Raw genomic sequence first — 21523 nt, 5'->3', positions numbered from 1 at the left:
TTTTCATAGGGTCACTAGACATTTATCGGTTAACCCTGACTGGCGCTATTCAAAAAGAAGGCTAAACAATGCCTTTCCAAGGTCGTTGTTTTCCAGTTATCTTCAGGCTCAGCCTAGGTGTAAGCAACTTTGCTGTTCGTTGGTATATTATGGGTGCGCACCAATGAAGTGGCTAATCAAAGCAAGAGGGCTTGGACTGCCTGACACAACTGACTTGATCGGGCTTAAATCCCACTAAACTTGAGTCAGTAACGTGTTCTCACTCAGCACCAGTTAGACGTTCAGCTCACTTCATTGTGCGACTTATTCAGGTAAAAATCGTTTCTCATCAAACACCGTTTTGTTCCTCAACATGAAGTAGACACATCGACCTAGTTTATGAGCAAGCGCCGACAGCGCTTTGGCTTTGCTCATGCGTTTTTGCAGGCGTTGAATGTATTTCTTCGCGGGTTCATTGCCACGTAAATAGAGAACCGCGGCTTCAGAGAACGCCCATTTTAAATAGGCGTTACCTATCTTGTTGCCATTCGTTCCTTTTTGTTTACCCGCCGATTCGGCTTTGCATTTGACTAATCGTGAGTAAGAAGCGAAGTTCTGTACCGACGGGAAGCGTTCGATATTCCCAATTTCATACAAGATGGTGAGGGCGAGAATGCGGCCAATACCAGGCACGGTTTGAATGAGTTGATAATCTTGAGCGCTATGTTGCTTGGCGGTTTTCTCTATAAAGTGTTCTACACTCGCCAGCTCCTTGGTGTAAAAAGCGATGACATTTAAATCCATGTCGATACTTCGATTGATTGAGGATTCACCGAACTGATTACGCACTTGCTCACGAGCACAAGGATAGCGTAATTGCACATTGGGGTTTTGGAGGTTGTACTGGCTAAATGTATTGGAGACATGGGCTTTCAAATCAGCGCCATGGCGCATGATTTTAGTTCTTCGTCGCAGTAAATCTCGTGTTGCCCGCATTGCTTTGGGGTAAACATACGCAATAGGGAAGTTACCGCCACGAAGCAGAGAAGCAATTTTGTATGAATCAATACGATCGTTCTTAGTTTTACCACCGTGAATCGCTTTCATGTAGAGAGCATGACCGAGTACAAAGTCAAATGCGTAATCGAGGCAAATATCGCTTACCCAATACCAGCAATGCATGCACTCTACACCGATGACGATGTTATCTTGATAAGGCGTAATTAACTCAAGTAGCGCATCGGGATCAGCATCAATCTTCTTGTGCAGAACTTTATTGCCAAGTGAATCGAGAATACAGACGTAAAGTAGGCGAGCATGCAGATCAATGCCACAGTAATAGTTATGCTGCTTGTTATAGAATCTCATAGAGTCTTCTCCGTTTTGGTTTCGTCGCCTTCCAGCTTAGTCGAGAGGCTAAGTTGGAGGAGGAGGCTCAATGAGTATCAAGCAATTTAAGAGGGATTCACAACGTTTGGCATTTTTGCTTCTACTTCAAATTTAGTGTTAATGGCACAATGCTTTAGGTTGGGTGGAGGCGTTGTTCACACCTTAATTGGGCGCTGGCGGATCCCCTCATAATTCACCTAAGCCACAAGTGTGTGTGAGACGTTGATATTCCACCATAGCCCAATGATATTGAGATTCTTTTATTTGGTATCTTCTATGACAACGTACCTCTTTACCCAGTCTAGGGATGGATAGTACTCGGCGATGTTTGATGGTGTTGGCTTGGAAGTCATAATGCCATTGAGCTTGCATGGCGATTAAGCCATTCCACCACATGATGATTTCTGCCATTAGCGCCATGAGCAGCAGGATATCGATACGATTCGTACAGCGAGTTCGATTGTGGCGCAGTGCCAATCCGTAAGCGGGGCTTTTTAGATCTCGAAACGACTCTTCAATCTGCATTCTTTTGGCGTATAAGCGAGTGATTTTAACTCCATTCAATACCTGATTGGGGATGTTTGTTACTAGAAGCCAAGGCTCTTTAGCTCCTTTGTGGAATACTTTTCCTGCTGAATACTTTTGGCAGGTTCGGCTGTGTCGATGGGGTTTTCTGCCTTTAGGTTGGCTCTTGTATAAATAGGCAAAGCTGGTGAGCGGCGAACGCCGTGCTAATTGGTTTTCCCCTAAAAACTGCGGCGTGTCAGTTGCCTGAGGATAGAAGGTCTTGTTCCACTGCCAAGGGGCATCACCACATTTTATCGAGACTTCGCCACGTACGCGTCCCAACCAGAACCAACCTTTGTTGGCGACTTGCCGAAACCATGTATTTCTAAATCCAGCATCCGAGACAATGATGGGAGTGCAGCCTTCGGGCAGGAGCATTTCAAGCTTATCGAGAAATATTGATGGCTCTTTGGAGAGTTGTAGTTTTTGTATTCAAACGCCTGCTCATAAAGCGTGACGGCTCGACCTTTAACGGCGACTGAAGCGTGCAATGTCATATAACGTAGCTGCTCGCGAACATCTGACCAATCAACGAGCACCAAAGGAAAAGGGTTGGCACGGGTAATAAAGGACGCATGCCACTTATAAATGGCGTCTTTTTCACGGTGTAGGTTGCGATTACCGAGCAATCGGTCGATACGTTTAATCGCATGCTTTACGGTGGTATCGGTGTCGAGTGCGCGCCCAATTTTGGTCAATGTGAGATCAGAGCCGTCGAGTACAGTTTTGGTTGCAAGCATCAGAGATCTCAGTCGTTTTTTGTGAATGTCAGGGCATTGATTCTCGAGAGTTTGCTGTAGAATTTGAATGTCGCGCATCGTTAGGGTTCCCTATTAAATCCATTTAATCAGGTGTGTTTTTGGCGAAATTCATTAGATCAGAATAAGCAATGCGCGTCTACTCATTGTTTTATATAGAAATTATGAGGGGATTCGTAAGAGCTGGGCGTTATATGCCAGTAATCAGAAAGTCGATAGCGGCAATAATCTCGTTTCTAAAAATGCTCAGTTCGTTTACCGGATCACGTAAGATCTTAATAGGCACACTCGCCATTTGGCAGGTTAGGATTACGAAGTCACCTTCATCAATATGGTTCACAGGACATAGATGAGTTGGTGCTTTCTTTTCTAACATTTCAACTGGCGTTAAGGGGATCACTAATCGGGTATTCAGCGTATCAAGCATTTCACTCTGAACATCAACAAAGTATGGGTAAGCGGTGGCAGTGCTTTTTTTGGTATAGTGAAAACTGTGACATTAGAATACTCGGTAAGAATCGGAAAACAGACCGTGACTTTCAGTTAGTTCATTGCAAGCGTTGATAGCTTCAGCATTTTGTTCTAACCACTCAGCTTTGCGGCGTTGGTTTACTTCTTTTTCAAGTGCCTTTTCCATTGTTGCTGAGAGGTTGATGTTTAGTCGTTTAGCTTCAGCTAGTAATTCGCTATTCAAGCTTAAGTTTGCTGCTTTTTTGGGTGCTTGCGTACTATATGCATTTCTCATGATAATTACCTGTGCGTATATTGTGTGCGCAATAATTATAGGCGCTCGAAAGGCATACTAACAAACGACTTCGGCGTTAATGGCTAATTTTTCGCTATGTTCTCATCCTTCATTAGATCAATGATGTACGATTAGATTTCACATACAAGGCGTTATAAGCTTTCAAGAGGAATAAAGTGAACAATTATTTTGAGAGCCCTTTTGTGGGTAAGTCGTTACAAGAACAAGTTACTAACCCAAATATAATCGTGGGTAAGCATAGTTACTATTCTGGTTATTATCACAATCATAGTTTCGATGATTGTGCTCGTTACCTTCTACCGGATAGAACCGATATTGATAAGTTAATTATCGGCAGTTACTGCTCAATTGGTTCGGGTGCAGTGTTTATGATGGCAGGAAATCAAGGCCACCAAAATAGCTGGGTTAGTACATTTCCATTTTTCTACCAAGACAATGAAAATTTCGCAGATGCTAAAGATGGTTTTGAGCGTTCGGGTGACACGGTCATTGGTAATGATGTATGGATCGGCACTGAAGCCATGATAATGAGTGGTGTAACTGTCGGAGATGGTGCAATCATCGCAAGTCGCGCAGTTGTTACCAAGGATGTCGCTCCGTATTCAATAGTGGGCTCAAATCCAGCGAAACATATACGTTACAGGTTCACAGAAGCCGAGATATCTCAGTTGTTGGAAATGAAGTGGTGGGAATGGAGCGAAGAACAAATTAAGGGTGCGATGAGCTTAATGTGCTCTTCAAATATCGCAGGTCTCTATGATTATTGGAAAACGTTAGTACGCTTATAACAAACAATTCAATCAGACCCTCAACGCGTGTCACTTTTGGTTTGCGTTAAATGTCGTGTTTACGGTGCAGTCATGGAGTTTGGTGGTAGAGTGACTCACCACTTAATTATGCGTTACAACACGTTCTAGAATGTCAGCATGGAGGCAAGAATATGGACATAAAAAGAGTACACAGCGCAAAATGTCATTGTGGTGCAGTTGAGTTGGAATTAACGATGCCAAATGGTCTAGAAGACCCTCGTCGTTGCTCGTGCTCTATGTGTAGGAAGCGCGGAGCAATTGCTGCTTCTGTTTTGCTTGAAAACCTCAAAATTGTAAAAGGTGAAGATAACTTAACCCTTTATCAATTTAATACCATGACGGCGAAGCACTACTTTTGTAAAACTTGCGGCATTTATACTCATCATCAAAGGCGATCCAACCCACATCAATTTGCAATTAACGTTGCGTGTCTTGAGGGTGTTAATCCTTATGATTTGGAGCCAGTCAAAATATATGATGGTATTCATCACCCCAAAGACAGTATTAACTTGTAATCGCAAACATTGAGGTGTGTTACAACAAGGTATTTCAGGCGTACTCGGTATTTACCGGGATAAACTCGGCGATTTAGAGCTTCAAAATGATAAGAAAGTACAACGAAAATGACATGGATTCCGTTCTTGAGATTTGGCTTAATGCATCAGTTAAAGCTCATGATTTTATCTCAGCGGAGTTCTGGGAATCTCAAGTAGAGAATATGCGTAATATCTACATCCCAGCTTCAGAAACTTACGTTTACGAAGCTGAGTCGAGAGTAGTCGGTTTTTACGCACTATATGAAGATAGCTTAGCTGCTATATTCGTCTCTCCTGAGCGTCAAGGTGAAGGCATTGGTAAGCAATTATTGAGTCATGCTAAAGCTCAAAGAGTGATATTACGTCTTTCCGTATATAAGGATAACAAGGCTAGTTATCAGTTTTATTTGTCCCAAGGATTCAAAGTGGTGAGCGAACAATTGGATGAGCACACTGGATACCCAGAATACACAATGAGTTCGGGTATGTAACAATAAGTTTAAGAGCGCTTCCGTACTTGAGCGGACGTTAGGCGAATAGGGCGTGCAGCGTGAATGTTTCGCTATCTTTGCTCTACGGAGTAGCATCTGCTTCTTATTGGTTTTGTCGTCTTCGAACCAAGTTGAAGGATGAATAGGAAGGGAAGGTTCAAAGAGCATTCAGGTATTTGAAAGTGATTCGGCACACGAGGCATTTTTAAAATACGTTGCTTTTGTGAATATGTTAGTAAGTTGGTGGGGAACATGAGAAAGTTAGCAGATGAAATATGGATCTTTGATGGTGAGCCAGTACAGTTCTTAGGGTTACCTTTTTCCACGCGAATGACCGTGGTCCGGCTTTCTAGTGGAGATTTGTGGGTTCACAGTCCGATTAAACTATCTGAGTCGATTACAGAGCAAGTAAACAGTCTCGGCCGCGTTAAGTACTTAATTGCTCCCAACCATTTACACCATTTGTTCTTAGCTGAATGGATGGCTGCTTATCCTGACGCTGAAGCCTACGGCACAAACGAGGTCATGAAAAAGCGTCGTGATATCACTTTTGATGGTTCACTAAATGGTTCGCACGGCTATCCTTGGGGACCAGACATTGAACAAGAGCTGTTTTCTGGATCTCCTTTAATGGAAGAGTGTGTGTTTTTCCATAACCGTTCCAGTACGTTAATTGTGACGGATCTCGTGGAGAACTTTTCAGGTCAAGATTTTAACTATTGGCAACGGTTTGTGGCGAAAGGGGTGGGCATACTTGCTCCCAATGGGAAAACCCCACTGGACTGGCGTTTAAGCTTTATGTTTGGAAAAGAAGACGCGCGGAAACACCTCAGTAGATTGTTGTCTTGGAACCCACAGATATTGATCATGGCGCACGGTGAAATCGTCAGTGAGAATGCTGATAAGTTCTTAAAAAAATCCTTTAAATGGTTATTATGATTCGACCTTTATAAAGTTACAGAAAGTCAGCGTTCGTTGTGCAAGTAACCATAAAAACGACATTTCTTTTGCACTTTGTTAGTGAATTTGTTGCGTATATGTGGTGTGTTTTTCATCAAATATAACATTGTGGTGCGCATTAAAATGGTGCGTACACACCTATATGGTGCAACTTATATAATCCTTCCGAAATAACGACTTATCCACTCTCCTTCATAAAATTATAAATATCAATAACTTGAGTTATTTAAATTCAGGTTTGTATTTTTGGAATACAAATTGCTGTGCTAGGTGCTTTATAAGTTTGATTCACCAATATGGTGATGGTTTGATTTAACTGCACAGGATAAGTGCGCATTACACTAACGGAGACAAACATAATGAGTGTCACTGCCGAACAGGTACATGGCGTTGTACAAACTCTCACACAGAGTTCTAACACTCTCTTTTTATTGCTGGGTGCTATCATGGTTTTTTTGATGCACGCGGGTTTCGCATTTCTAGAAGTCGGAACCGTGCGCCAAAAGAACCAAGTTAATGCCTTAGTTAAAATCCTCGCCGATTTTGGTATTTCGGCTATCGCGTACTTTTTTATTGGTTATTGGGTCGCGTACGGAGGCACCTTTTTTGCTGATGCTCAGACGCTATCTCAAGGTAACGGCTATGAGCTAGTGAAATTCTTCTTCTTACTGACCTTTGCTGCTGCCATTCCAGCGATTGTATCGGGCGGTATTGCGGAAAGGGCACGCTTTTATCCCATTCTGATCGCAACGTTCTTCACCGTGGGTATCGTTTATCCTCTTTTTGAAGGGATCATTTGGAACGGAAACTTCGGCATACAAGCGTGGTTCGAAAGTAGCTTTGGCGTTGGTTTCCACGATTTCGCTGGCTCTGTTGTCGTGCATGGTGTCGGCGGTTGGATTGCATTAGTTGCTGTTGTTTTCCTAGGCATGCGTAAAGGTCGTATACGTGCAGGTAAACACACTAACTTCGCGCCTTCAAACATTCCATTTTTGGCATTAGGCGCTTGGATTCTGTGTGTTGGCTGGTTTGGTTTCAATGTCATGTCTGCGCAAACGCTAGATGGTATCAGCGGCCTAGTGGCAATCAACTCATTGATGGCGATGGTCGGTGGGATTGTAGCGTCGCTCTTGGCGGGTAAAAATGACCCTGGCTTTATCCATAACGGTCCTTTGGCTGGCCTGGTTGCTGTCTGTGCGGGGTCTGACCTTATGCATCCAATCGGTGCGTTGGTTACAGGAGCGATTGCAGGTGTGCTGTTCGTATACCTTTTCACATATCTACAAAACAAAACCAAAATTGATGATGTGTTGGGTGTTTGGCCTCTACATGGTATTTGTGGTGCTTGGGGTGGTATTGCGGCCGGAATTTTTGGGCAAAGTGCGCTCGGCGGTATTGGTGGCGTAAGCCTGACGGTACAAGTTTTGGGAACGCTACTCGGAATTTCGATTGCGGTTCTTGGTGCTTTAGTCGTCTATGGCGCGATTAATGCAGTCACTGGCATAAGACTCTCTGAAGAAGACGAGTTTAACGGTGCTGACTTGGCCATTCATAAGATTTCGTCAACCAACGAAGATTAATCCGCCTGAATAGTAATAAGGCCTGTCGATTCAAAGGTCCACAGGCCTTATTACACTTAGTAAAAGAGCGGTTCTTAAACCGCTCTTTTTTGTTGGGAGGTAAATTAACAATTACCTTTTTTCGCTTGCCCTGGTGGGCAAAAGTCACCGTGGCCGTGATGACCGTCGTCGTTGGTCCCAACTCTCACTTTAACGTCATCAAACTCACCTTCAACGTTGGTTAACTGACAACCTGCTAACGTCGTTAATAACATCAGTGCTATTAATACTCGTGCCATTTCTGCTCCTCAAAAATTTATCGTTTTAATAATATTTATACGACTTGAATTTACAATCCAGATTAACGATAAGCCGTGATTATTTAAATTGAATACGACCATGGTCTAATCCATATTACTATTGTTGCTATTCGTTCAGTGTTAAGCTTATGAAAAAATAGCAAGGATAGGTTATGAATTTCCCCTATAGAAATATTGTAGTACTTACTGGGGCTGGTATTTCGGCGGAGTCTGGTATTCAAACGTTTCGAGCTCAGGATGGCCTATGGGAGAACCACCGCATTGAAGATGTGGCAACGCCAGAAGGGTTTGAGCGCGATCCAGACCTTGTGCAAGACTTTTACAATCAACGACGTAAAAAACTGCAGGATCCGTCTATTCAACCGAATGCCGCCCACCTTGCTCTTGGACGCCTAGAGTCAGAGCTGGAAGGTAAAGTCACCGTCATTACTCAAAACATCGATAACTTGCATGAAAGAGGTGGAAGTCACAATGTGATACACATGCATGGCGAATTGTTAAAAGCACGATGCAGCGAGTCGAATCAAGTCATTGAACATACTGATGATATTCTCACTGGTGAGTTATGCCACTGTTGCCAAATCCCTTCCCAGATGAGGCCACATATCGTTTGGTTTGGTGAAATGCCTTTGCGTATGGGGGATATCTATGCCGCGCTTGAAGAAGCCGACTTGTTTATCTCTATCGGTACATCAGGGGTCGTTTATCCTGCTGCTGGGTTTGTACACGATGCTAAAATGCACGGTGCACATACGATCGAAATCAATCTAGAACCCAGTGCGGTAGAAAGTGAATTTGAAGAAAAGCGCTATGGGAAAGCCAGCATCGAAGTGCCGAAGCTTGTTGATGAAATACTCGCGTTGGAACCAAATACCAAACACAGTAAATGATAAACGTTGATGCATAAAAAAAGCGGCTATTCTGCCGCTTTTTATTGTAATTACTGGTCGTAGTATTTCATTTTAGTTGATTACTAACCATTGATATTAAGCAAGTAATTAACTTAATTTCCGACTTTCAGCTTCTGGAAGTACTCGTCGTAGATCACGCTTGCTTCACCAACTTCGTCTTGCCAAGTACCGCTGTCCATCACTTCTTGAGGAGGGAACACGTTAGTATCGTTAACGAATTCTTTAGGAAGCAGATCGTATGCTGATTTGACTGGCGTTGGGTAACCAACTTCTAAAGCAATTTTTGCTGCGTTTTCAGGACGAAGAAGGAAGTTAATCATCTTATGTGCAGCTTCGATATTCTTAGCGCCCGCTGGAATCGCTAAACTGTCCATCCAGAAAATCGTGCCTTTTTCTGGCCAAATGATCTCGATATTTGCGCCTTCATGACGAGCCATGTAAGCCGAACCATTCCAAAGCATGCCTAGTGACACTTCACCAGCAAGATATGGGTTAGCAGGGAAGTCAGAGTTAAACACTAATACGTTTGGCATTAATTTTTTCAATTCTTCGTAGGCTGCTTTGATCTCATCTGGGTTTGTTGTATTAGGGGAATAGCCTAGTTTTGTTAAGGCAATATGGAAGACTTCACGAGAGTCATCCATCAACATTAGTTGGCCTTCCCATTTGCTATCCCATAAATCATCCCATTTAGTCACAGTAGACTTATCAAGCATGTCAGAATTAATGCCGATACCTGTCGCGCCCCAAATATAAGGGATAGAGTAGTTATTACTTGGATCAAACGGTTTGTTTAAAAAGTTAGGATCAAGATCAGCAAAGTGGCTTAATTTGGATTTGTCTATCTTTTGAAGCATGCCTTCTTTACGCATCTTAGAAACAAAGTAGGTTGAAGGAACAACCAAATCATAACCAGAGCCTTGAGTTTTCAATTTTGCGTACATGCTTTCATTGGACTCGTACGTAGAGTAGATGACTTTGATCCCAGTCTCTTTCGTAAAGTCTTCTAACACATCACTTGGGATGTATTCGGACCAGTTATAGAAGTACAGTTCTTCATCTGCTGCCATGGCAGGAGTTGCAATAAGCGTCGCTGCACACAAGGCACTTGCGTAGAATTTACTTTTCATTTGTTTTCCGTTCTGTTTGGCAATTGGACAGAGCAATACTAGATAATGCGATAGCATTGAGCCAATGCGCGATAAGTACAATCCTGTTTATTTGAACTCAATGTTTTCATGTGGGCGAGGAGACCACCGACTCTATGCCCAACTGAGTAAATAAACTTAGCAAGACATAATTATATCAGTCTATTACAAAAATAGGCAGCGGATCGCTGCCTATTTCTATGTGATGTAAAGATTTCTCTGTGATATATCGAGGGATTCAACCGACGGTTATTTCACCTTTTCTCTTGCAAGTAGTTGGGATATAACTACGAGAACCAAGGAGACAACTAACATAACGGTTGCCAGTGCGTTGACTTCCGGTGAGATGCCGACTTTCACCATCGAATATATCTTCAATGGCAGAATTTCATAGGTTGGCCCGGTCACAAATGAACTGATAATCACATCATCCAGAGAAAGAGTGAAACTGAGTAACCAACCAGCCGCGACGGCAGGTTTTGCTAATGGCAATATGATTTGTTTCAAGATAACCCATTCACTCGCTCCGAGGTCTTTAGCGGCTTCGAGCATTTTCACATCAAAACCATTTAAACGGCTATATACCGTCACGACAACAAATGGCAAACAGAATGTGATATGTGCAATCAACAACGTAAAGAAGCCAAGCTGCGCGCCTAAAACGAGGAAAAGAGCCAGCAACGAGATCGCCATAACAATGTCTGGAGACATCATAACGACAAACAACATACCGTTTACCGCGCCTTTGCCTTTAAACGTATAACGGAATAGGGCAACAGCGGTTAAACTACCAATAATGGTTGCAGCCGATGCAGAAAACACCGCAACGTTTAACGAATGCCATGCCGCCTGCATGAGGCTGTCGTTGTTCACCAGCGCGGTATACCATTTAGTGGTGAAGCCGCCCCATTTCATGCCGAACTTATTGTCGTTAAATGAGTTTACAATTAACACAATGATCGGCAGATAGAGAAACGCATACACTAATGTCATAAAGCTAAATCGAATCGTGCGTCCCATCAGTCTAGCTCCACTTTTCTGTTCAATAGTTTTCCTGCTCTGTAATAGGCATAAAGCATAATCGCCATCGCGATGGTTAGTGCAATACTGGTCGCGGCCCCAAATGGCCAATCGCGTGCATTTAGCACTTGGCTCTTAATCACGTTACCGATCAGCAGGTTTTTCGCGCCACCAAGTAGATCTGAGATGTAAAACATGCCTAAAGCGGGTAACAGAACCAACAAACAACCACCGATGATGCCCGGCATTGTCAGCGGCAAAATGACTTTAGTCAGAGTTTGCAGCTTATTCGCGCCTAAGTCTTTAGCGGCTTCGATGTAGGTGTGATCTAGCTTTTCTATCGCCGAATAAAGCGGCAAAATCATAAACGGCAACAAAATATACACAAGACCGATCATCACAGCGGTTTCGGTATACATAATTCGCAACGGTTTATCTATAATGTCCAATGCCATCAAAGACTTGTTTAGAATTCCTTGTGTACCAAGCACTATCTTCAGTCCGTATGTTCGGATCAGAGAATTGGTCCAAAATGGCACGATAACCAAAAACAGCATAAATGGACGCCATTTCTCCGGCATTTTTGCCACAATGTAGGCAAAAGGATAACCAATGACCAAACACAACACGGTAGCGACGATCGCCATATAGAAAGAGTGCATCAGCACTTTTGCGTATAAAGGATCAAACAAGCGCACGTAGTTGTCCAATGTAAAAGTCAACTCGATAAGGTTGGCTTCATCACGTGTCAAAAAGCTCGTACCAATGATCATTAAGTTTGGCACTAAAACAAATAGAGTTAACCACCCTACGACAAGTGTGATGATCGCGTTTTGAAGGCTAATCTTCTTGCTTATCATTGAGGACTACCTCCCAGCTCTCTACCCAAGTAATCGCCACTTTCTGCCCGATAGAGTGGTCCACATCAGGATCATCCTCGTTAAAGAATTCACTGACCATAACTCGCATGCCAGACTCGAGTTCGATAACAGAGTCAAGTGTCATGCCTTTATAGGTACGTTCAGTGACGTGACCAACAATGCCTTTTTCTTCTGATTCTTTGATCTCTTCGATACGCAGGTCTTCAGGACGAAGTAAGACTTGCAACTTGTCGCCTTTTTGCGCTGGCTTATCGTAGTACACGACAGATTCAACACCTTCGATCTCCGCGCAAATGCGTTTCTCATCAATTCGCTCGCTCATGATCGCGTTGAACACATTGATTTCACCAATAAAGCGCGCAACGAACAAGTTTTTCGGCTCTTCGTAGATTTCACGTGGGGAGCCATCTTGCTCTACAATACCGTCACGCATGACAATAATGCGATCAGACATTGATAACGCTTCTTCCTGATCGTGTGTCACAAAAATGAACGTGATGCCAAGTTGGCGTTGAAGCTGTTTTAGCTCGATCTGCATTTGTTTACGTAACTTGTAATCTAACGCAGACAACGACTCGTCTAACAACAAAACTTTAGGCTTGTTAACCACCGCGCGAGCAATAGCAATACGTTGCTGCTGCCCACCAGAAAGCTGATGGGGCTTACGTTGCGCCATTTGATCCAGACGAACCATACGCAGCGCCTCCAAAACTCGAGGTTCAATATCCGCGGTAGGCACTTTTTGCATGCGTAAGCCAAATGCCACATTCTCAAATACGGTCATGTGAGGAAATAGGGCGTAACTTTGAAATACCGTATTGACGTGTCTTTGTTCGGCAGGAATCTCTGTTACATCTTGGTCATCTAATACTATCTGGCCGTTATTAGCGGTTTCAAAACCTGCAATCATGCGCAAAACGGTTGTTTTACCACATCCTGAGGGGCCAAGAATTGTTAAAAATTCGCCATGATTCACATCGAGATTTAAATTGCTGATGATCTCTTTATCATCAAAACTCTTACTGATACCAGATAAACGAATAACTGGCTTTCCTGCTTGCTGTTTAGCTTTCAACGTCTGTTTTTCTCCCACGTTCAATTCGGGTTTACGCCAATTGATGTTAATCATCCACTGGTGTCGCGCGAATCATAATCACCAATATTGTGAAATCAAAGCAATTTTTCATTCATAGACTGAAAAAAATTTGCAGGTAAAAGGCATCATTACTTACCATACTGTTTTTATAGAAATTATTCTTCTACAAAGAAAGTTCAGACGGCTTGTGTTGTAGGTAACAATTGTTTTCAATTTCATGCTCTTGTAAGAGGTCAATTATCAACCATATGACTAATTTTGCAAGGATATGGCCTGTGTTGTGACTTTAGATAAAACAAGATTTCATTATAATGACGGCTATACGAATTTTCTGGTAAACCAGTGAATAAATTTGCAAGTTAATCTTGGATAACATATGAACAACGATTTCGAACAAGATGTCAATCTGGGTGGTAGTATTGAGCGCGCATTATCGGGCGACTATAAGTTAAAGGCTGGTGCGGTTTTCAACGAAGCTTTTCGTACCACAGTGCAACACTTCCTATCATTTTCTCCTGCTATTATTGTATTACTTGTTGTTCAAGTCGGTATTTTTTATATCGCACTACAACTGCAGTTGGGTGACCCAAGCGTTATCTTAGATGCCTTCCAGAATCCTGATTCGTTTAACAATGATATTGTTTCAGCGATATACATCGCCAACTTTAGTTACGAGGTCATCAGTGCCCCAATTTATGCAGGCATCTGTTTGATGGCGATGAGCCATGTCGCGGGTTTAAAAACCACACTCAGTCACGTTGGAAAAGGGTTACAGTTTACCGTTCCCGTCATCATTGCTACGTTGTTCAGCCTTGTACTGCAAGGTTTAGTTGGCATGATTCTCGCGCCACTTTCTTTGTATCTTTCGTTAGCGTTCAGCCATTCGATTCTGTTAATTTGTGAAAAGAAAGTGTCACCGATGCAATCTCTTTTACTGTCTCTAAGGGCAGTCAATAAGAAAATTTTCGTTGTGGCTATTCTCTATTTAGGCGTCATGTTTATGTTTATTGCCGCAGCGATGTTTTATGGTATTGGGCTCATTTTTGTATTGCCGTTTTTATTCCACTTAAAAGGCATTCTGTATCGAGAAATGTTTGGTATTAAAGTGAGAGTTGTTACCAAGAAAAATGATCACGATAGCGACAGCAACAACGATGGTGGAAACTCGCAAGTATTTGACGCATAAGCCTAGGACAAATCAAATAAAATGAAAAAGTTAAGTGTCAGCATGTTAACGGGTTTAGCGTTAATGCTATCAGCGCCTTCAATACATGCTCAAGAATACATGTTTACGTATTCAAAACTGTACACCCAGTTGAAAAATAACATCAAGGAAGGGCATGACGATGTAAAAGTTGGTGTCTTCTTCGTGGATGCGACAACAAAGCAGTTATGCGAGATTGAAAAGGCATGGATGGAAAAAGAGGAGCACTACGAAGAATTTGTCATTCCAGCTTCAAAAGAGCTTCCACTGCCTGTTGATAAGAACCTAAAGTCGGCCAATCCATTGGTATTTGTTCATACACCAAAAGACACGCGCTGTGACTATTCTTTGGTCGTTATGACCAAAGAGCCTTTGCAAGGAAGCGTGACTTACGATCAACTTAAGCCGCTTATGCCTCAAATGCAAAGCATGTTAGAAGACTTAGGTGGTATGTTCGCGAGCTGGTTTACTCCAGAAGTGCAGGGCGTCACGCTCGAGTTTGCCAATCAACTAAATGGTGTGATTTCGTTTTCTGACGGAACAGAAAAACCGATCGTAAACGGTAAAGTCCAAGTCGCTTTAGCAGAAATTGGTGAAGGGGGTTATATGCGCCTGCCTGAGCCAACCATGCGAGTTTTGCCATATCTTCCAAACGCTAAATAAAACAGAACCACCAATCGAAGAGTCGCGGCATTAAACCGCGGCTTTTTTGTTCTTGATTGATTTCCTGTGGGTACTGTTTGTTGTAACAGTACAGATAAACGGGATTTCTACGTTTTCAATACAGACAAACATTTAATCCTGAGCGAAAAGACCGTATAATCCACGCCCCAAAGAAAACCACGTTAGGAAGTCCTACTGTCGAGCCTATCGGCAATGTGAGAGCCCGCAATGAACCAGAAAGATACAAGAAAAGAAACCCTTGAATTCAACAAACTTCAGAAACGTTTGAGAAGACATGTTGGAAATGCCATTACTGATTACAACATGATTGAAGAAGGTGATGTTGTCATGGCATGTATAAGTGGTGGTAAAGACTCATTTGCGATGCTTGATATCCTACTGAATCTTCAGAAGGCCGCACCAATAAAATTTGATGTTGTGGCGGTCAACTTAGATCAGAAACAACCTGGCTTCCCAGAGCATATTCTGCCAGATTACTTTGAAACGTTGGATATTCCTTACTACATCGTAGACAAGGACACATACTCTGTTGTTAAAGAGAAAGTGCCAGAAGGTAAAACGACCTGCGGTCTATGCTCACGTCTTCGCCGTGGTACGCTTTATTCTTTCGCTGAAAAGATTGGAGCGACTAAGTTGGCGCTGGGCCACCATATGGATGATATCGTTGAAACGATGTTCTTGAATATGTTCCATGGCTCGCGTTTGAAAGCAATGCCACCTAAACTGCGCTCTGATGACGGTCGTAACGTCGTTATTCGTCCATTAACTTACTGCCGTGAAAAGGATCTAATCCGTTACGCGGAGCATAAAAACTTCCCAATTATTCCATGTAACCTTTGTGGTTCTCAAGAAAACTTGCAACGCCAATCGATCAAAGCAATGCTGATTGAATGGGATAAGAAAACACCAGGACGCGTAGAGGCTATCTTTAAATCAATCCAAAATGTCAGTCCAAGTCAGCTTGCGGATCGTGATCTTTTTGATTTTGAAAACCTGCCTCTTGACCGAGAAGGGAACCGCGAACAATACGAGTTTAGTGAAGCTGTGGTTTCATCGACGAATATAGACGAGTCAATGTTTATCGATGTAACGAATATCTAAGCAGTGAAAAACTGAAAAGGAGGCATCATATGCCTCCTTTTTTTACCTATATATTTACCTCTCAACACAAGTTTGTCATAACCAGTCTCAAGAGGTGCGTGACTATAGCTAAGTCTCGTGACTAAAGCTAGGTCGCAGTGCTTGGATCTAATGGGCTAATGTAGCCATTAGGTTTCAACGCTAAAACATCACAATTGATTTTGTCGATTACGTGCTCTGCTGTATTACCAATAAATACCGCAGAAAGCCCGGTACGGCCAGTTGTCCCCAAGATCACCATCGCAGCTTCCAAGCGGTCAACAGCTTCTGGGATGACATCTTCTGGTAAACCTTGCTCGACAATTGTTTGCTCTTCATCCAACCCGTGTTTCTGGCGCAGTGCTTTCATTGCCGTCAAATGATGTCCTCGAACAGCATCAGTGTACGTCGTTGGATCGAACTCTGGCAATTCTATGGTGATATTAGCTGGCGTTACAGGGTAGGCGTTAACAATATATGGATCAGCATCTAAACGATTGCACATTTCTTTCAGACGTTCGACCATTGTGTCATTGAGATCGATATGGGTAGGGTTTTCTGAGCCAACATGCACTGAAGCGAGAATGGTTGCTTTCTCTGGCCAATTGGCGTTTTTAATCAGGAGCACCGGAATAGGGCATTTACGTAACAAATGCCAGTCAGTTGGTGTGAAGATAACCGATTCTAGAACATCGTGTTTACGCGTTCCTTTTATCAATAAGTCGTGACCGCCAGAGAATACTTCAGCGATGATCGCTTCATAAGGACGATTGTGCCAGACCACACAAATATCGAAATCAAATTCAAAATCTTGATCTAAGTATGGTTGAGCAATTTTGCGCATCCATTGCTCTCTTTGATGAATAACCCCACGACGCATTGCATCTCTTTCATCCACTGACAACATGGAAGTCATGTCATATGAGAAATCATAAATGGATAAAAAGAAAGTGATTCGGCTTTTTGACACACTTTTTCGAGCCAGTTGAACCGCTCTTGCAAGTGCTGGTTGCTCATCGTTATTAATGTCGGCAACGACAAGAATCTTACTGTATATACTCATAACTAAGCCCACTTATATTGCGAAACCGATTACTGAACATAAGATAAATCAGTGTATTGGAATACTTACCGTATAAATTTACTTTAGCTTAGTTTGAAGAAGTTTTAGAGGACTTTCGAAGGGATTTTATGAGAAATATGATGTGGCTCATTTCTAGAGCCACATCTTAATTTATTGGGTTAATCTTTAGTTACACCTGCGAGTTCCATCAATGCATCGTGGTCTAAGATAGTGATATATTTGCCTTTTACGCTAAGAATCTCAGACTTCTGGAATCGACCAAGTAGACGGCTGATGGTTTCGACTGTCAAACCTAAATAGTTACCGATATCACCACGTGTCATCGTTAAACGGAACTCTCTTGGGCTAAAGCCACGCTGAGAAAAACGTGTTGATAGGTTAAATAGGAAAGCAGCAAGACGCTCTTCGGCATTCTTCTTTGAAAGAAGCAGGATCATTTCTTGATCGCCTTTGATTTCGTTACTCATCAAACGCATGATTTGCTGGCGAAGTTTAGGCATTTTACCCGATAAGTCGTCCAGTATTTCGTATGGAATTTCACATACCATAGACGTTTCGAGTGCTTGAGCAAAACTAGGGTGAGCGTCACCAGTAATTGCATCAAAACCTACAAGATCACCTGCCAAATGAAAAGCTGTAATCTGCTCGTCACCTTGCTCTGTAATCGTATAGCTCTTAATCGTACCGGAACGGATTGCGTACAAAGATTTAAGCTCATCACCCGCTTTAAAAAGCTCTTGTCCTTTCTGAATAGGCTTTTTACGCTCGATGATTTGGTCCAACTGATCCAGTTCCGCCTCATTTAGAGTGAACGGGATACAAAGTTGGCTGATGCTACAATCTTGGCAATGAATGGCACAACCGCCTGATTGGATACGCTTTGTTGCAGGTTTTTCAGAAATCATAATAACCTTTCACTATTTGATATACATCAATATTTTAACACTGGTTAATCCTAAAGGGTAGTAAAAATGTTAAGACAATAGAGTTTTAAGTTATATGAAACCAAGTGCTTTTATAGACCCAAATGCCGTGTAAACACCATAAAAGATGAGGATTAATGCAGCTATATTTCGGAATATTAATGAATTTTGCAATTTTTGAAAGTAGCGAGCACCGTACCCTATAGCAAGCATAGAAGGTAGAGTGCCGATCCCAAAAGCAAGCATTACAAGCCCACCATTAATGGCGCTACCAGATACCACAGACCATGTAAGTGCAGAGTACACCAAGCCACAAGGTAGCCACCCCCATACAAAACCAAACGGTAACGCATGGAACGCACTTTTCAATGGTAGTAATTTTTTACCCGCAGGCGAGATAAACTTCCAGACGTACTGACCAACGCTCTCAACAATCAGCAGTCCTTGCCACCACTTCGCAATGTAAAGCGCGACCATTACCATGAAAATAGCGGCAATAAAGCGCAGCCATGCTAGCGGCTGTGTTAGGCCACTGACTTCTGACAAGCTTGAGACCGTTCCTCCAACCAGTGCTCCAAGGAACGCGTAACTGGTCAGTCTACCAAGGTTGTAAAGTAGGGGGATGAAACGTGCGCCTTTGGTTTTTGTTGAGCCCATAGAAAGTAATGAAGCAATACCGCCACACATACCCATACAGTGGCCAGAACCAACAAGGCCGATCATTAATGCGCCAATAAAGTCTGGATTCATAAAAGTGTACTACGAGTCTTTATCTTTAGACTGCTCGTCTTCATCGAGTAAGATGTTATGCCCTTGCCGTTCAAGGTCTTCAAACTGGTCACTTTTTACCGCCCAGAGAAAAATAGCGACAGCAACGCACACAAGAACGATAGCGATTGGAATTAAAATGTAGATACTTTCCATGTTTGCTTCTCTAATTATTCTCTTTTAGCTTGTTTTCTTTTAGCAAGCGGAGAGAGTTGGACACGACAATAATTGAACTTGCAGACATGCCAACCACTGCAATATACGGAGCAACAAGACCAGCGACCGCTAAAGGCAAAATTAACAGGTTATAACCTAAAGACCAAGCCAAGTTTTCACGGATGATTTTTCTTGTACGCAGTGCCAGTGAGCGAGCTTCAAGTAGTTTGTCTAAGTTGTCGCTCAACAACGTCATATCTGCAGAGGCTTTAGCAACATCGGTCCCACCGCCCATAGCGACAGAAAGATGAGCGCCTGCAAGGGTTGGCGCATCGTTTATACCATCGCCAACCATCATCGATATATCATTGCTATCTAAACTCTTAAGATAGGCAAGCTTATCTTCAGGTTTAGCAGAAGCAACAATGTGCTCAATGCCGACTTCATCGGCGACTGGCTTAGCGTTTTGAATTGAATCACCCGTTAACAACGTAGTTTTTATACCTGCATCAGCAAAGCGCTGGATAAAGTCACGGCTTTCTTTACGAATAGGGTCTCTATAATAAAATGTTGCTACGTGATTGGTGTCTACCGACAAATACACGGCGTTGCTCTCGTCGCGGGTTTGATTCAGTACAAAAGAGGCGTTACCTATTTTAACGAGCTTATCTTGCCAGTATCCTTCTACACCAGAGCCAATTACGTTCTGGACATCAGAAATCGTCACCTTGTCCTTGATGTATGAAGAGAAAGCACGGGCAATCGGGTGGTTGGCGTGAGATTCTAGCGCCGCAGCCAGAGCAAGACAGTCTTCTTCGGACATATTCGTTGTCAGTTCGGTATGACTAATTTCGATATCGCCTTTTGTTAACGTCCCCGTTTTGTCGACAACGAGATGATTAACCTTACATAACGTCTCAAAAACATGTCCTTTACGTAAAAGAATGCCAAAATTACCCATGCGTGAGGTTGCACAAGTTAGTGCGGTTGGTGTTGCTAACGAAAGCGCACAAGGGCAGGTTGCAACCAAAACCGACAACATAATCCAAAACGCATCATCTGGCTTAGTCTGATGCCAGTAAAGCCAGGTACCCGCTGAAATGATTAGAATCGCACCAACAAAATAGCGCGCTACGACATCTGCAATCTCGGCAATTTTTGGCTTTGAATGTTGTGCTTCATCTTGCAAACGCACGATGTTAGATATAACGGAATCCGCTTTCGAGTTGGTCACTTCAAGCTCAAAAGATTCCTCTCCATTCAGCGTTCCCGCATAGACGGCATCGCCGCACTTTTTGGCGACGTGGACCGACTCACCGGTTAGCATAGATTCATCAATGTGAATACGTCCTGAAAGCACCGTTCCATCCGCGGGGATATGTTCTCCAGGCAATACGCGAATACGATCACCGACTTTCAACGTCTTAACTGGGATTTGTTCACCATCTAACGTTGTCGCCATTGCTGGAATGAGTTTTAACAGGTTGCCGCTGGCTGCTGCTGCTTTTCGTCTTGCTCGCATTTCTAAAAAACGTCCAACAAGCAAGAAGAAGGTGAACATAGAGATTGATTCGAAGAATACTTCACCTTGCTCGGTAACGGTTGCTACCAAGCTGGCGACATACGCAAACAACAGAGCAATCGAAACTGGGACATCCATCCCCAATGTTCGTCCTTTGATACTACGCCAAGCGTTCAAGTAAAAAGGAAAGGCAGAATACAGTAGAACGGGGGTTGCAAATATCAGGCTAACCCAACGAAAGTAGTTTTTAAATTCTGGCTCTAAATCTCCGAATACTTCGAGGTACAATGCAACGGCAAGCATCATCACTTGCATCGTGGCCAAGCCTGCGATACCCAATCGATAAAGGTACTGCTTCATCATTTGGTGATAAGACGCTTCTTGCTTATCAGCTTCAAAAGGGGCGGCTTTGTAGCCCAATTTATGGATAACTGATAACAGTTCACTTAGCTTAACTTGCGTTTTATCCCAAGCAAGTAAAGCACGGTTCGTTGTAGTATTAACTCGAATCGAAACCAAGCCTTTGGTGTGAGACACTTGTTTTTCGATTAACCATGCGCAAGCGGCACAAGAGACACCTTCGAGAGAGAGCGTCACTTCTGACACATTTTCTCGATTGCGCACAAATTCTGATTGCACATCTTCATTGTCGTAATGAATGAGAGCTTGAAGTTGCTCTGGGACTAAATCCGCTTTTTCTGCAGGGGTGGTTCGATATTGATAATAGGAAACAAGGCCACTATCAACGATGGTTTGTGCGACGGTTTTACAACCAGGGCAGCACATATCACGAACATCGCCCAGTATTTCTACTTTATAATCCGTGTTTTCTGGTACATCTTCACCACAGTGGTAACAGGATTGCGTCATAGC

21 protein-coding genes and 2 pseudogenes are annotated in these 21523 nt (G+C 42.9%); 9 read left to right on the top strand and 14 right to left on the bottom strand.

The genetic code is table 11. The features are described 5' to 3' along the window. Positions 1 to 303: 303 nt before the first annotated feature. From ONE56_RS06865 to ONE56_RS06850, 4 genes and pseudogenes are all read right to left on the bottom strand, one after another. Positions 304 to 1347, bottom strand: coding sequence for an IS110 family transposase (locus ONE56_RS06865; protein WP_423839535.1), 1044 nt, complete (start codon positions 1345 to 1347; stop codon positions 304 to 306). A gap of 207 nt (positions 1348 to 1554) precedes the next feature. Beyond that, positions 1555 to 2753, bottom strand: a pseudogene (locus ONE56_RS06860) (IS4 family transposase). A gap of 130 nt (positions 2754 to 2883) precedes the next feature. Further along, positions 2884 to 3193, bottom strand: a pseudogene (locus ONE56_RS06855) (CcdB family protein). Then, positions 3193 to 3438, bottom strand: a complete 246-nt coding sequence (locus ONE56_RS06850) for a type II toxin-antitoxin system CcdA family antitoxin (protein WP_423839534.1) — start codon at positions 3436 to 3438, stop codon at positions 3193 to 3195. Before ONE56_RS06850 ends, ONE56_RS06855 begins: the two are co-directional and overlap by 1 nt. 176 nt (positions 3439 to 3614) lie before the next feature. On the opposite strand from ONE56_RS06850, the gene catB reads away from it, so the two are divergent. The 5 genes from catB to ONE56_RS06825 all read left to right on the top strand — a co-directional run bounded on the left by catB (position 3615) and on the right by ONE56_RS06825 (position 7835). Continuing rightward, a complete protein-coding gene (gene catB, locus ONE56_RS06845) occupies positions 3615 to 4247 on the top strand; it encodes a type B chloramphenicol O-acetyltransferase (protein ID WP_423839533.1) in 633 nt (210 codons plus the stop codon). Between the two features lie 152 nt (positions 4248 to 4399). Beyond that, positions 4400 to 4783, top strand: a complete 384-nt coding sequence (locus ONE56_RS06840) for a GFA family protein (RefSeq protein ID WP_423839532.1) — start codon at positions 4400 to 4402, stop codon at positions 4781 to 4783. A gap of 86 nt (positions 4784 to 4869) precedes the next feature. Further along, the gene (locus ONE56_RS06835) at positions 4870 to 5295 is read left to right on the top strand and encodes an N-acetyltransferase (RefSeq protein WP_423840480.1); all 426 of its coding nucleotides are present in this window, start codon (positions 4870 to 4872) and stop codon (positions 5293 to 5295) included. Between the two features lie 252 nt (positions 5296 to 5547). After that, positions 5548 to 6234, top strand: a complete 687-nt coding sequence (locus ONE56_RS06830; RefSeq protein WP_423840479.1) for a DUF4336 domain-containing protein — start codon at positions 5548 to 5550, stop codon at positions 6232 to 6234. A gap of 380 nt (positions 6235 to 6614) precedes the next feature. Beyond that, positions 6615 to 7835, top strand: coding sequence for an ammonium transporter (locus ONE56_RS06825; protein WP_041157170.1), 1221 nt, complete (start codon positions 6615 to 6617; stop codon positions 7833 to 7835). A 104-nt stretch (positions 7836 to 7939) separates the two neighbouring features. Here ONE56_RS06825 and ONE56_RS06820 read toward each other — a convergent pair whose 3' ends face one another. Further along, complete coding sequence (locus ONE56_RS06820; RefSeq protein ID WP_164833060.1) at positions 7940 to 8113, bottom strand: hypothetical protein; 174 nt, start codon at positions 8111 to 8113, stop codon at positions 7940 to 7942. A 173-nt stretch (positions 8114 to 8286) separates the two neighbouring features. Between ONE56_RS06820 and cobB the strand changes: the two genes are divergently transcribed. Continuing rightward, complete coding sequence (gene cobB / locus ONE56_RS06815; RefSeq protein ID WP_331439272.1) at positions 8287 to 9024, top strand: Sir2 family NAD+-dependent deacetylase; 738 nt, start codon at positions 8287 to 8289, stop codon at positions 9022 to 9024. A 113-nt stretch (positions 9025 to 9137) separates the two neighbouring features. Here the strand turns inward: cobB and ONE56_RS06810 are convergent, their stop codons facing one another. The 4 genes from ONE56_RS06810 to potA form a co-directional block, all read right to left on the bottom strand. After that, positions 9138 to 10175 (bottom strand): extracellular solute-binding protein, encoded by a 1038-nt coding sequence (locus ONE56_RS06810; RefSeq protein ID WP_041157172.1) that lies wholly within the window; start codon positions 10173 to 10175, stop codon positions 9138 to 9140. A gap of 267 nt (positions 10176 to 10442) precedes the next feature. After that, positions 10443 to 11213, bottom strand: a complete 771-nt coding sequence (gene potC / locus ONE56_RS06805) for a spermidine/putrescine ABC transporter permease PotC (protein WP_041157173.1) — start codon at positions 11211 to 11213, stop codon at positions 10443 to 10445. After that, positions 11213 to 12073: a spermidine/putrescine ABC transporter permease PotB gene (potB, locus tag ONE56_RS06800; protein WP_331439271.1), complete on the bottom strand. Its 861-nt coding sequence runs from the start codon at positions 12071 to 12073 to the stop codon at positions 11213 to 11215. Before potB ends, potC begins: the two co-directional genes overlap by 1 nt. Then, positions 12054 to 13223 carry a spermidine/putrescine ABC transporter ATP-binding protein PotA gene (gene potA / locus ONE56_RS06795; RefSeq protein WP_423840478.1) on the bottom strand — a complete coding sequence of 390 codons (1170 nt, stop codon included), beginning with the start codon at positions 13221 to 13223 and terminating at the stop codon, positions 12054 to 12056. The genes potB and potA overlap by 20 nt, the downstream gene beginning before the upstream one ends. Positions 13224 to 13566: 343 nt before the next feature. Here potA and ONE56_RS06790 point away from each other — a divergent pair, with 343 nt between their 5' ends. The 3 genes from ONE56_RS06790 to ttcA all read left to right on the top strand — a co-directional run bounded on the left by ONE56_RS06790 (position 13567) and on the right by ttcA (position 16179). After that, positions 13567 to 14376, top strand: a complete 810-nt coding sequence (locus tag ONE56_RS06790) for a hypothetical protein (RefSeq protein WP_423840477.1) — start codon at positions 13567 to 13569, stop codon at positions 14374 to 14376. A 21-nt stretch (positions 14377 to 14397) separates the two neighbouring features. Further along, positions 14398 to 15057, top strand: a complete 660-nt coding sequence (locus ONE56_RS06785; RefSeq protein WP_331439270.1) for a DUF2987 domain-containing protein — start codon at positions 14398 to 14400, stop codon at positions 15055 to 15057. Between the two features lie 228 nt (positions 15058 to 15285). After that, a complete protein-coding gene (gene ttcA / locus ONE56_RS06780; RefSeq protein ID WP_041157177.1) occupies positions 15286 to 16179 on the top strand; it encodes a tRNA 2-thiocytidine(32) synthetase TtcA in 894 nt (297 codons plus the stop codon). 127 nt (positions 16180 to 16306) lie between these two features. On the opposite strand, the gene uspE is transcribed toward ttcA, so the two are convergent. The 5 genes from uspE to ONE56_RS06755 form a co-directional block, all read right to left on the bottom strand. Then, on the bottom strand, positions 16307 to 17260 hold the full coding sequence (gene uspE / locus ONE56_RS06775; RefSeq protein WP_331439269.1) for a universal stress protein UspE: 954 nt from the start codon (positions 17258 to 17260) through the stop codon (positions 16307 to 16309). Between the two features lie 179 nt (positions 17261 to 17439). Then, positions 17440 to 18186 (bottom strand): FNR family transcription factor, encoded by a 747-nt coding sequence (locus tag ONE56_RS06770; RefSeq protein WP_041157179.1) that lies wholly within the window; start codon positions 18184 to 18186, stop codon positions 17440 to 17442. Between the two features lie 90 nt (positions 18187 to 18276). Beyond that, positions 18277 to 18954: a sulfite exporter TauE/SafE family protein gene (locus ONE56_RS06765; RefSeq protein WP_423840476.1), complete on the bottom strand. Its 678-nt coding sequence runs from the start codon at positions 18952 to 18954 to the stop codon at positions 18277 to 18279. Between the two features lie 9 nt (positions 18955 to 18963). Next, a complete protein-coding gene (ccoS, locus tag ONE56_RS06760) occupies positions 18964 to 19128 on the bottom strand; it encodes a cbb3-type cytochrome oxidase assembly protein CcoS (RefSeq protein WP_041157181.1) in 165 nt (54 codons plus the stop codon). A gap of 10 nt (positions 19129 to 19138) precedes the next feature. Further along, on the bottom strand, positions 19139 to 21520 hold the full coding sequence (locus ONE56_RS06755) for a heavy metal translocating P-type ATPase (protein ID WP_423840475.1): 2382 nt from the start codon (positions 21518 to 21520) through the stop codon (positions 19139 to 19141). Positions 21521 to 21523: the final 3 nt, after the last annotated feature.

The sequence above is a fragment of the Vibrio mytili genome, assembly GCF_049563345.1.
In the GTDB taxonomy this organism is placed as follows: Bacteria; Pseudomonadota; Gammaproteobacteria; order Enterobacterales; family Vibrionaceae; genus Vibrio; species Vibrio mytili.
This window is presented reverse-complemented; position numbering and strand designations above follow the sequence as displayed.

Bases quoted from the DNA above. Each gene is read 5' to 3' on its own strand.
- ONE56_RS06865 (WP_423839535.1), bottom strand. From the start codon at position 1,347: ATGAGATTCTATAACAAGCAGCATAACTATTACTGTGGCATTGATCTG.
- ONE56_RS06850 (WP_423839534.1), bottom strand. From the start codon at position 3,438: ATGAGAAATGCATATAGTACGCAAGCACCCAAAAAAGCAGCAAACTTA.
- ONE56_RS06840 (WP_423839532.1), top strand. From the start codon at position 4,400: ATGGACATAAAAAGAGTACACAGCGCAAAATGTCATTGTGGTGCAGTT.
- ONE56_RS06835 (WP_423840480.1), top strand. From the start codon at position 4,870: ATGATAAGAAAGTACAACGAAAATGACATGGATTCCGTTCTTGAGATT.
- ONE56_RS06830 (WP_423840479.1), top strand. From the start codon at position 5,548: ATGAGAAAGTTAGCAGATGAAATATGGATCTTTGATGGTGAGCCAGTA.
- ONE56_RS06825 (WP_041157170.1), top strand. From the start codon at position 6,615: ATGAGTGTCACTGCCGAACAGGTACATGGCGTTGTACAAACTCTCACA.
- ONE56_RS06820 (WP_164833060.1), bottom strand. From the start codon at position 8,113: ATGGCACGAGTATTAATAGCACTGATGTTATTAACGACGTTAGCAGGT.
- cobB (WP_331439272.1), top strand. From the start codon at position 8,287: ATGAATTTCCCCTATAGAAATATTGTAGTACTTACTGGGGCTGGTATT.
- ONE56_RS06810 (WP_041157172.1), bottom strand. From the start codon at position 10,175: ATGAAAAGTAAATTCTACGCAAGTGCCTTGTGTGCAGCGACGCTTATT.
- potC (WP_041157173.1), bottom strand. From the start codon at position 11,213: ATGGGACGCACGATTCGATTTAGCTTTATGACATTAGTGTATGCGTTT.
- potB (WP_331439271.1), bottom strand. From the start codon at position 12,073: ATGATAAGCAAGAAGATTAGCCTTCAAAACGCGATCATCACACTTGTC.
- potA (WP_423840478.1), bottom strand. From the start codon at position 13,223: ATGATTAACATCAATTGGCGTAAACCCGAATTGAACGTGGGAGAAAAA.
- ONE56_RS06790 (WP_423840477.1), top strand. From the start codon at position 13,567: ATGAACAACGATTTCGAACAAGATGTCAATCTGGGTGGTAGTATTGAG.
- ONE56_RS06785 (WP_331439270.1), top strand. From the start codon at position 14,398: ATGAAAAAGTTAAGTGTCAGCATGTTAACGGGTTTAGCGTTAATGCTA.
- ttcA (WP_041157177.1), top strand. From the start codon at position 15,286: ATGAACCAGAAAGATACAAGAAAAGAAACCCTTGAATTCAACAAACTT.
- uspE (WP_331439269.1), bottom strand. From the start codon at position 17,260: ATGAGTATATACAGTAAGATTCTTGTCGTTGCCGACATTAATAACGAT.
- ONE56_RS06770 (WP_041157179.1), bottom strand. From the start codon at position 18,186: ATGATTTCTGAAAAACCTGCAACAAAGCGTATCCAATCAGGCGGTTGT.
- ONE56_RS06765 (WP_423840476.1), bottom strand. From the start codon at position 18,954: ATGAATCCAGACTTTATTGGCGCATTAATGATCGGCCTTGTTGGTTCT.
- ccoS (WP_041157181.1), bottom strand. From the start codon at position 19,128: ATGGAAAGTATCTACATTTTAATTCCAATCGCTATCGTTCTTGTGTGC.
- ONE56_RS06755 (WP_423840475.1), bottom strand. From the start codon at position 21,520: ATGACGCAATCCTGTTACCACTGTGGTGAAGATGTACCAGAAAACACG.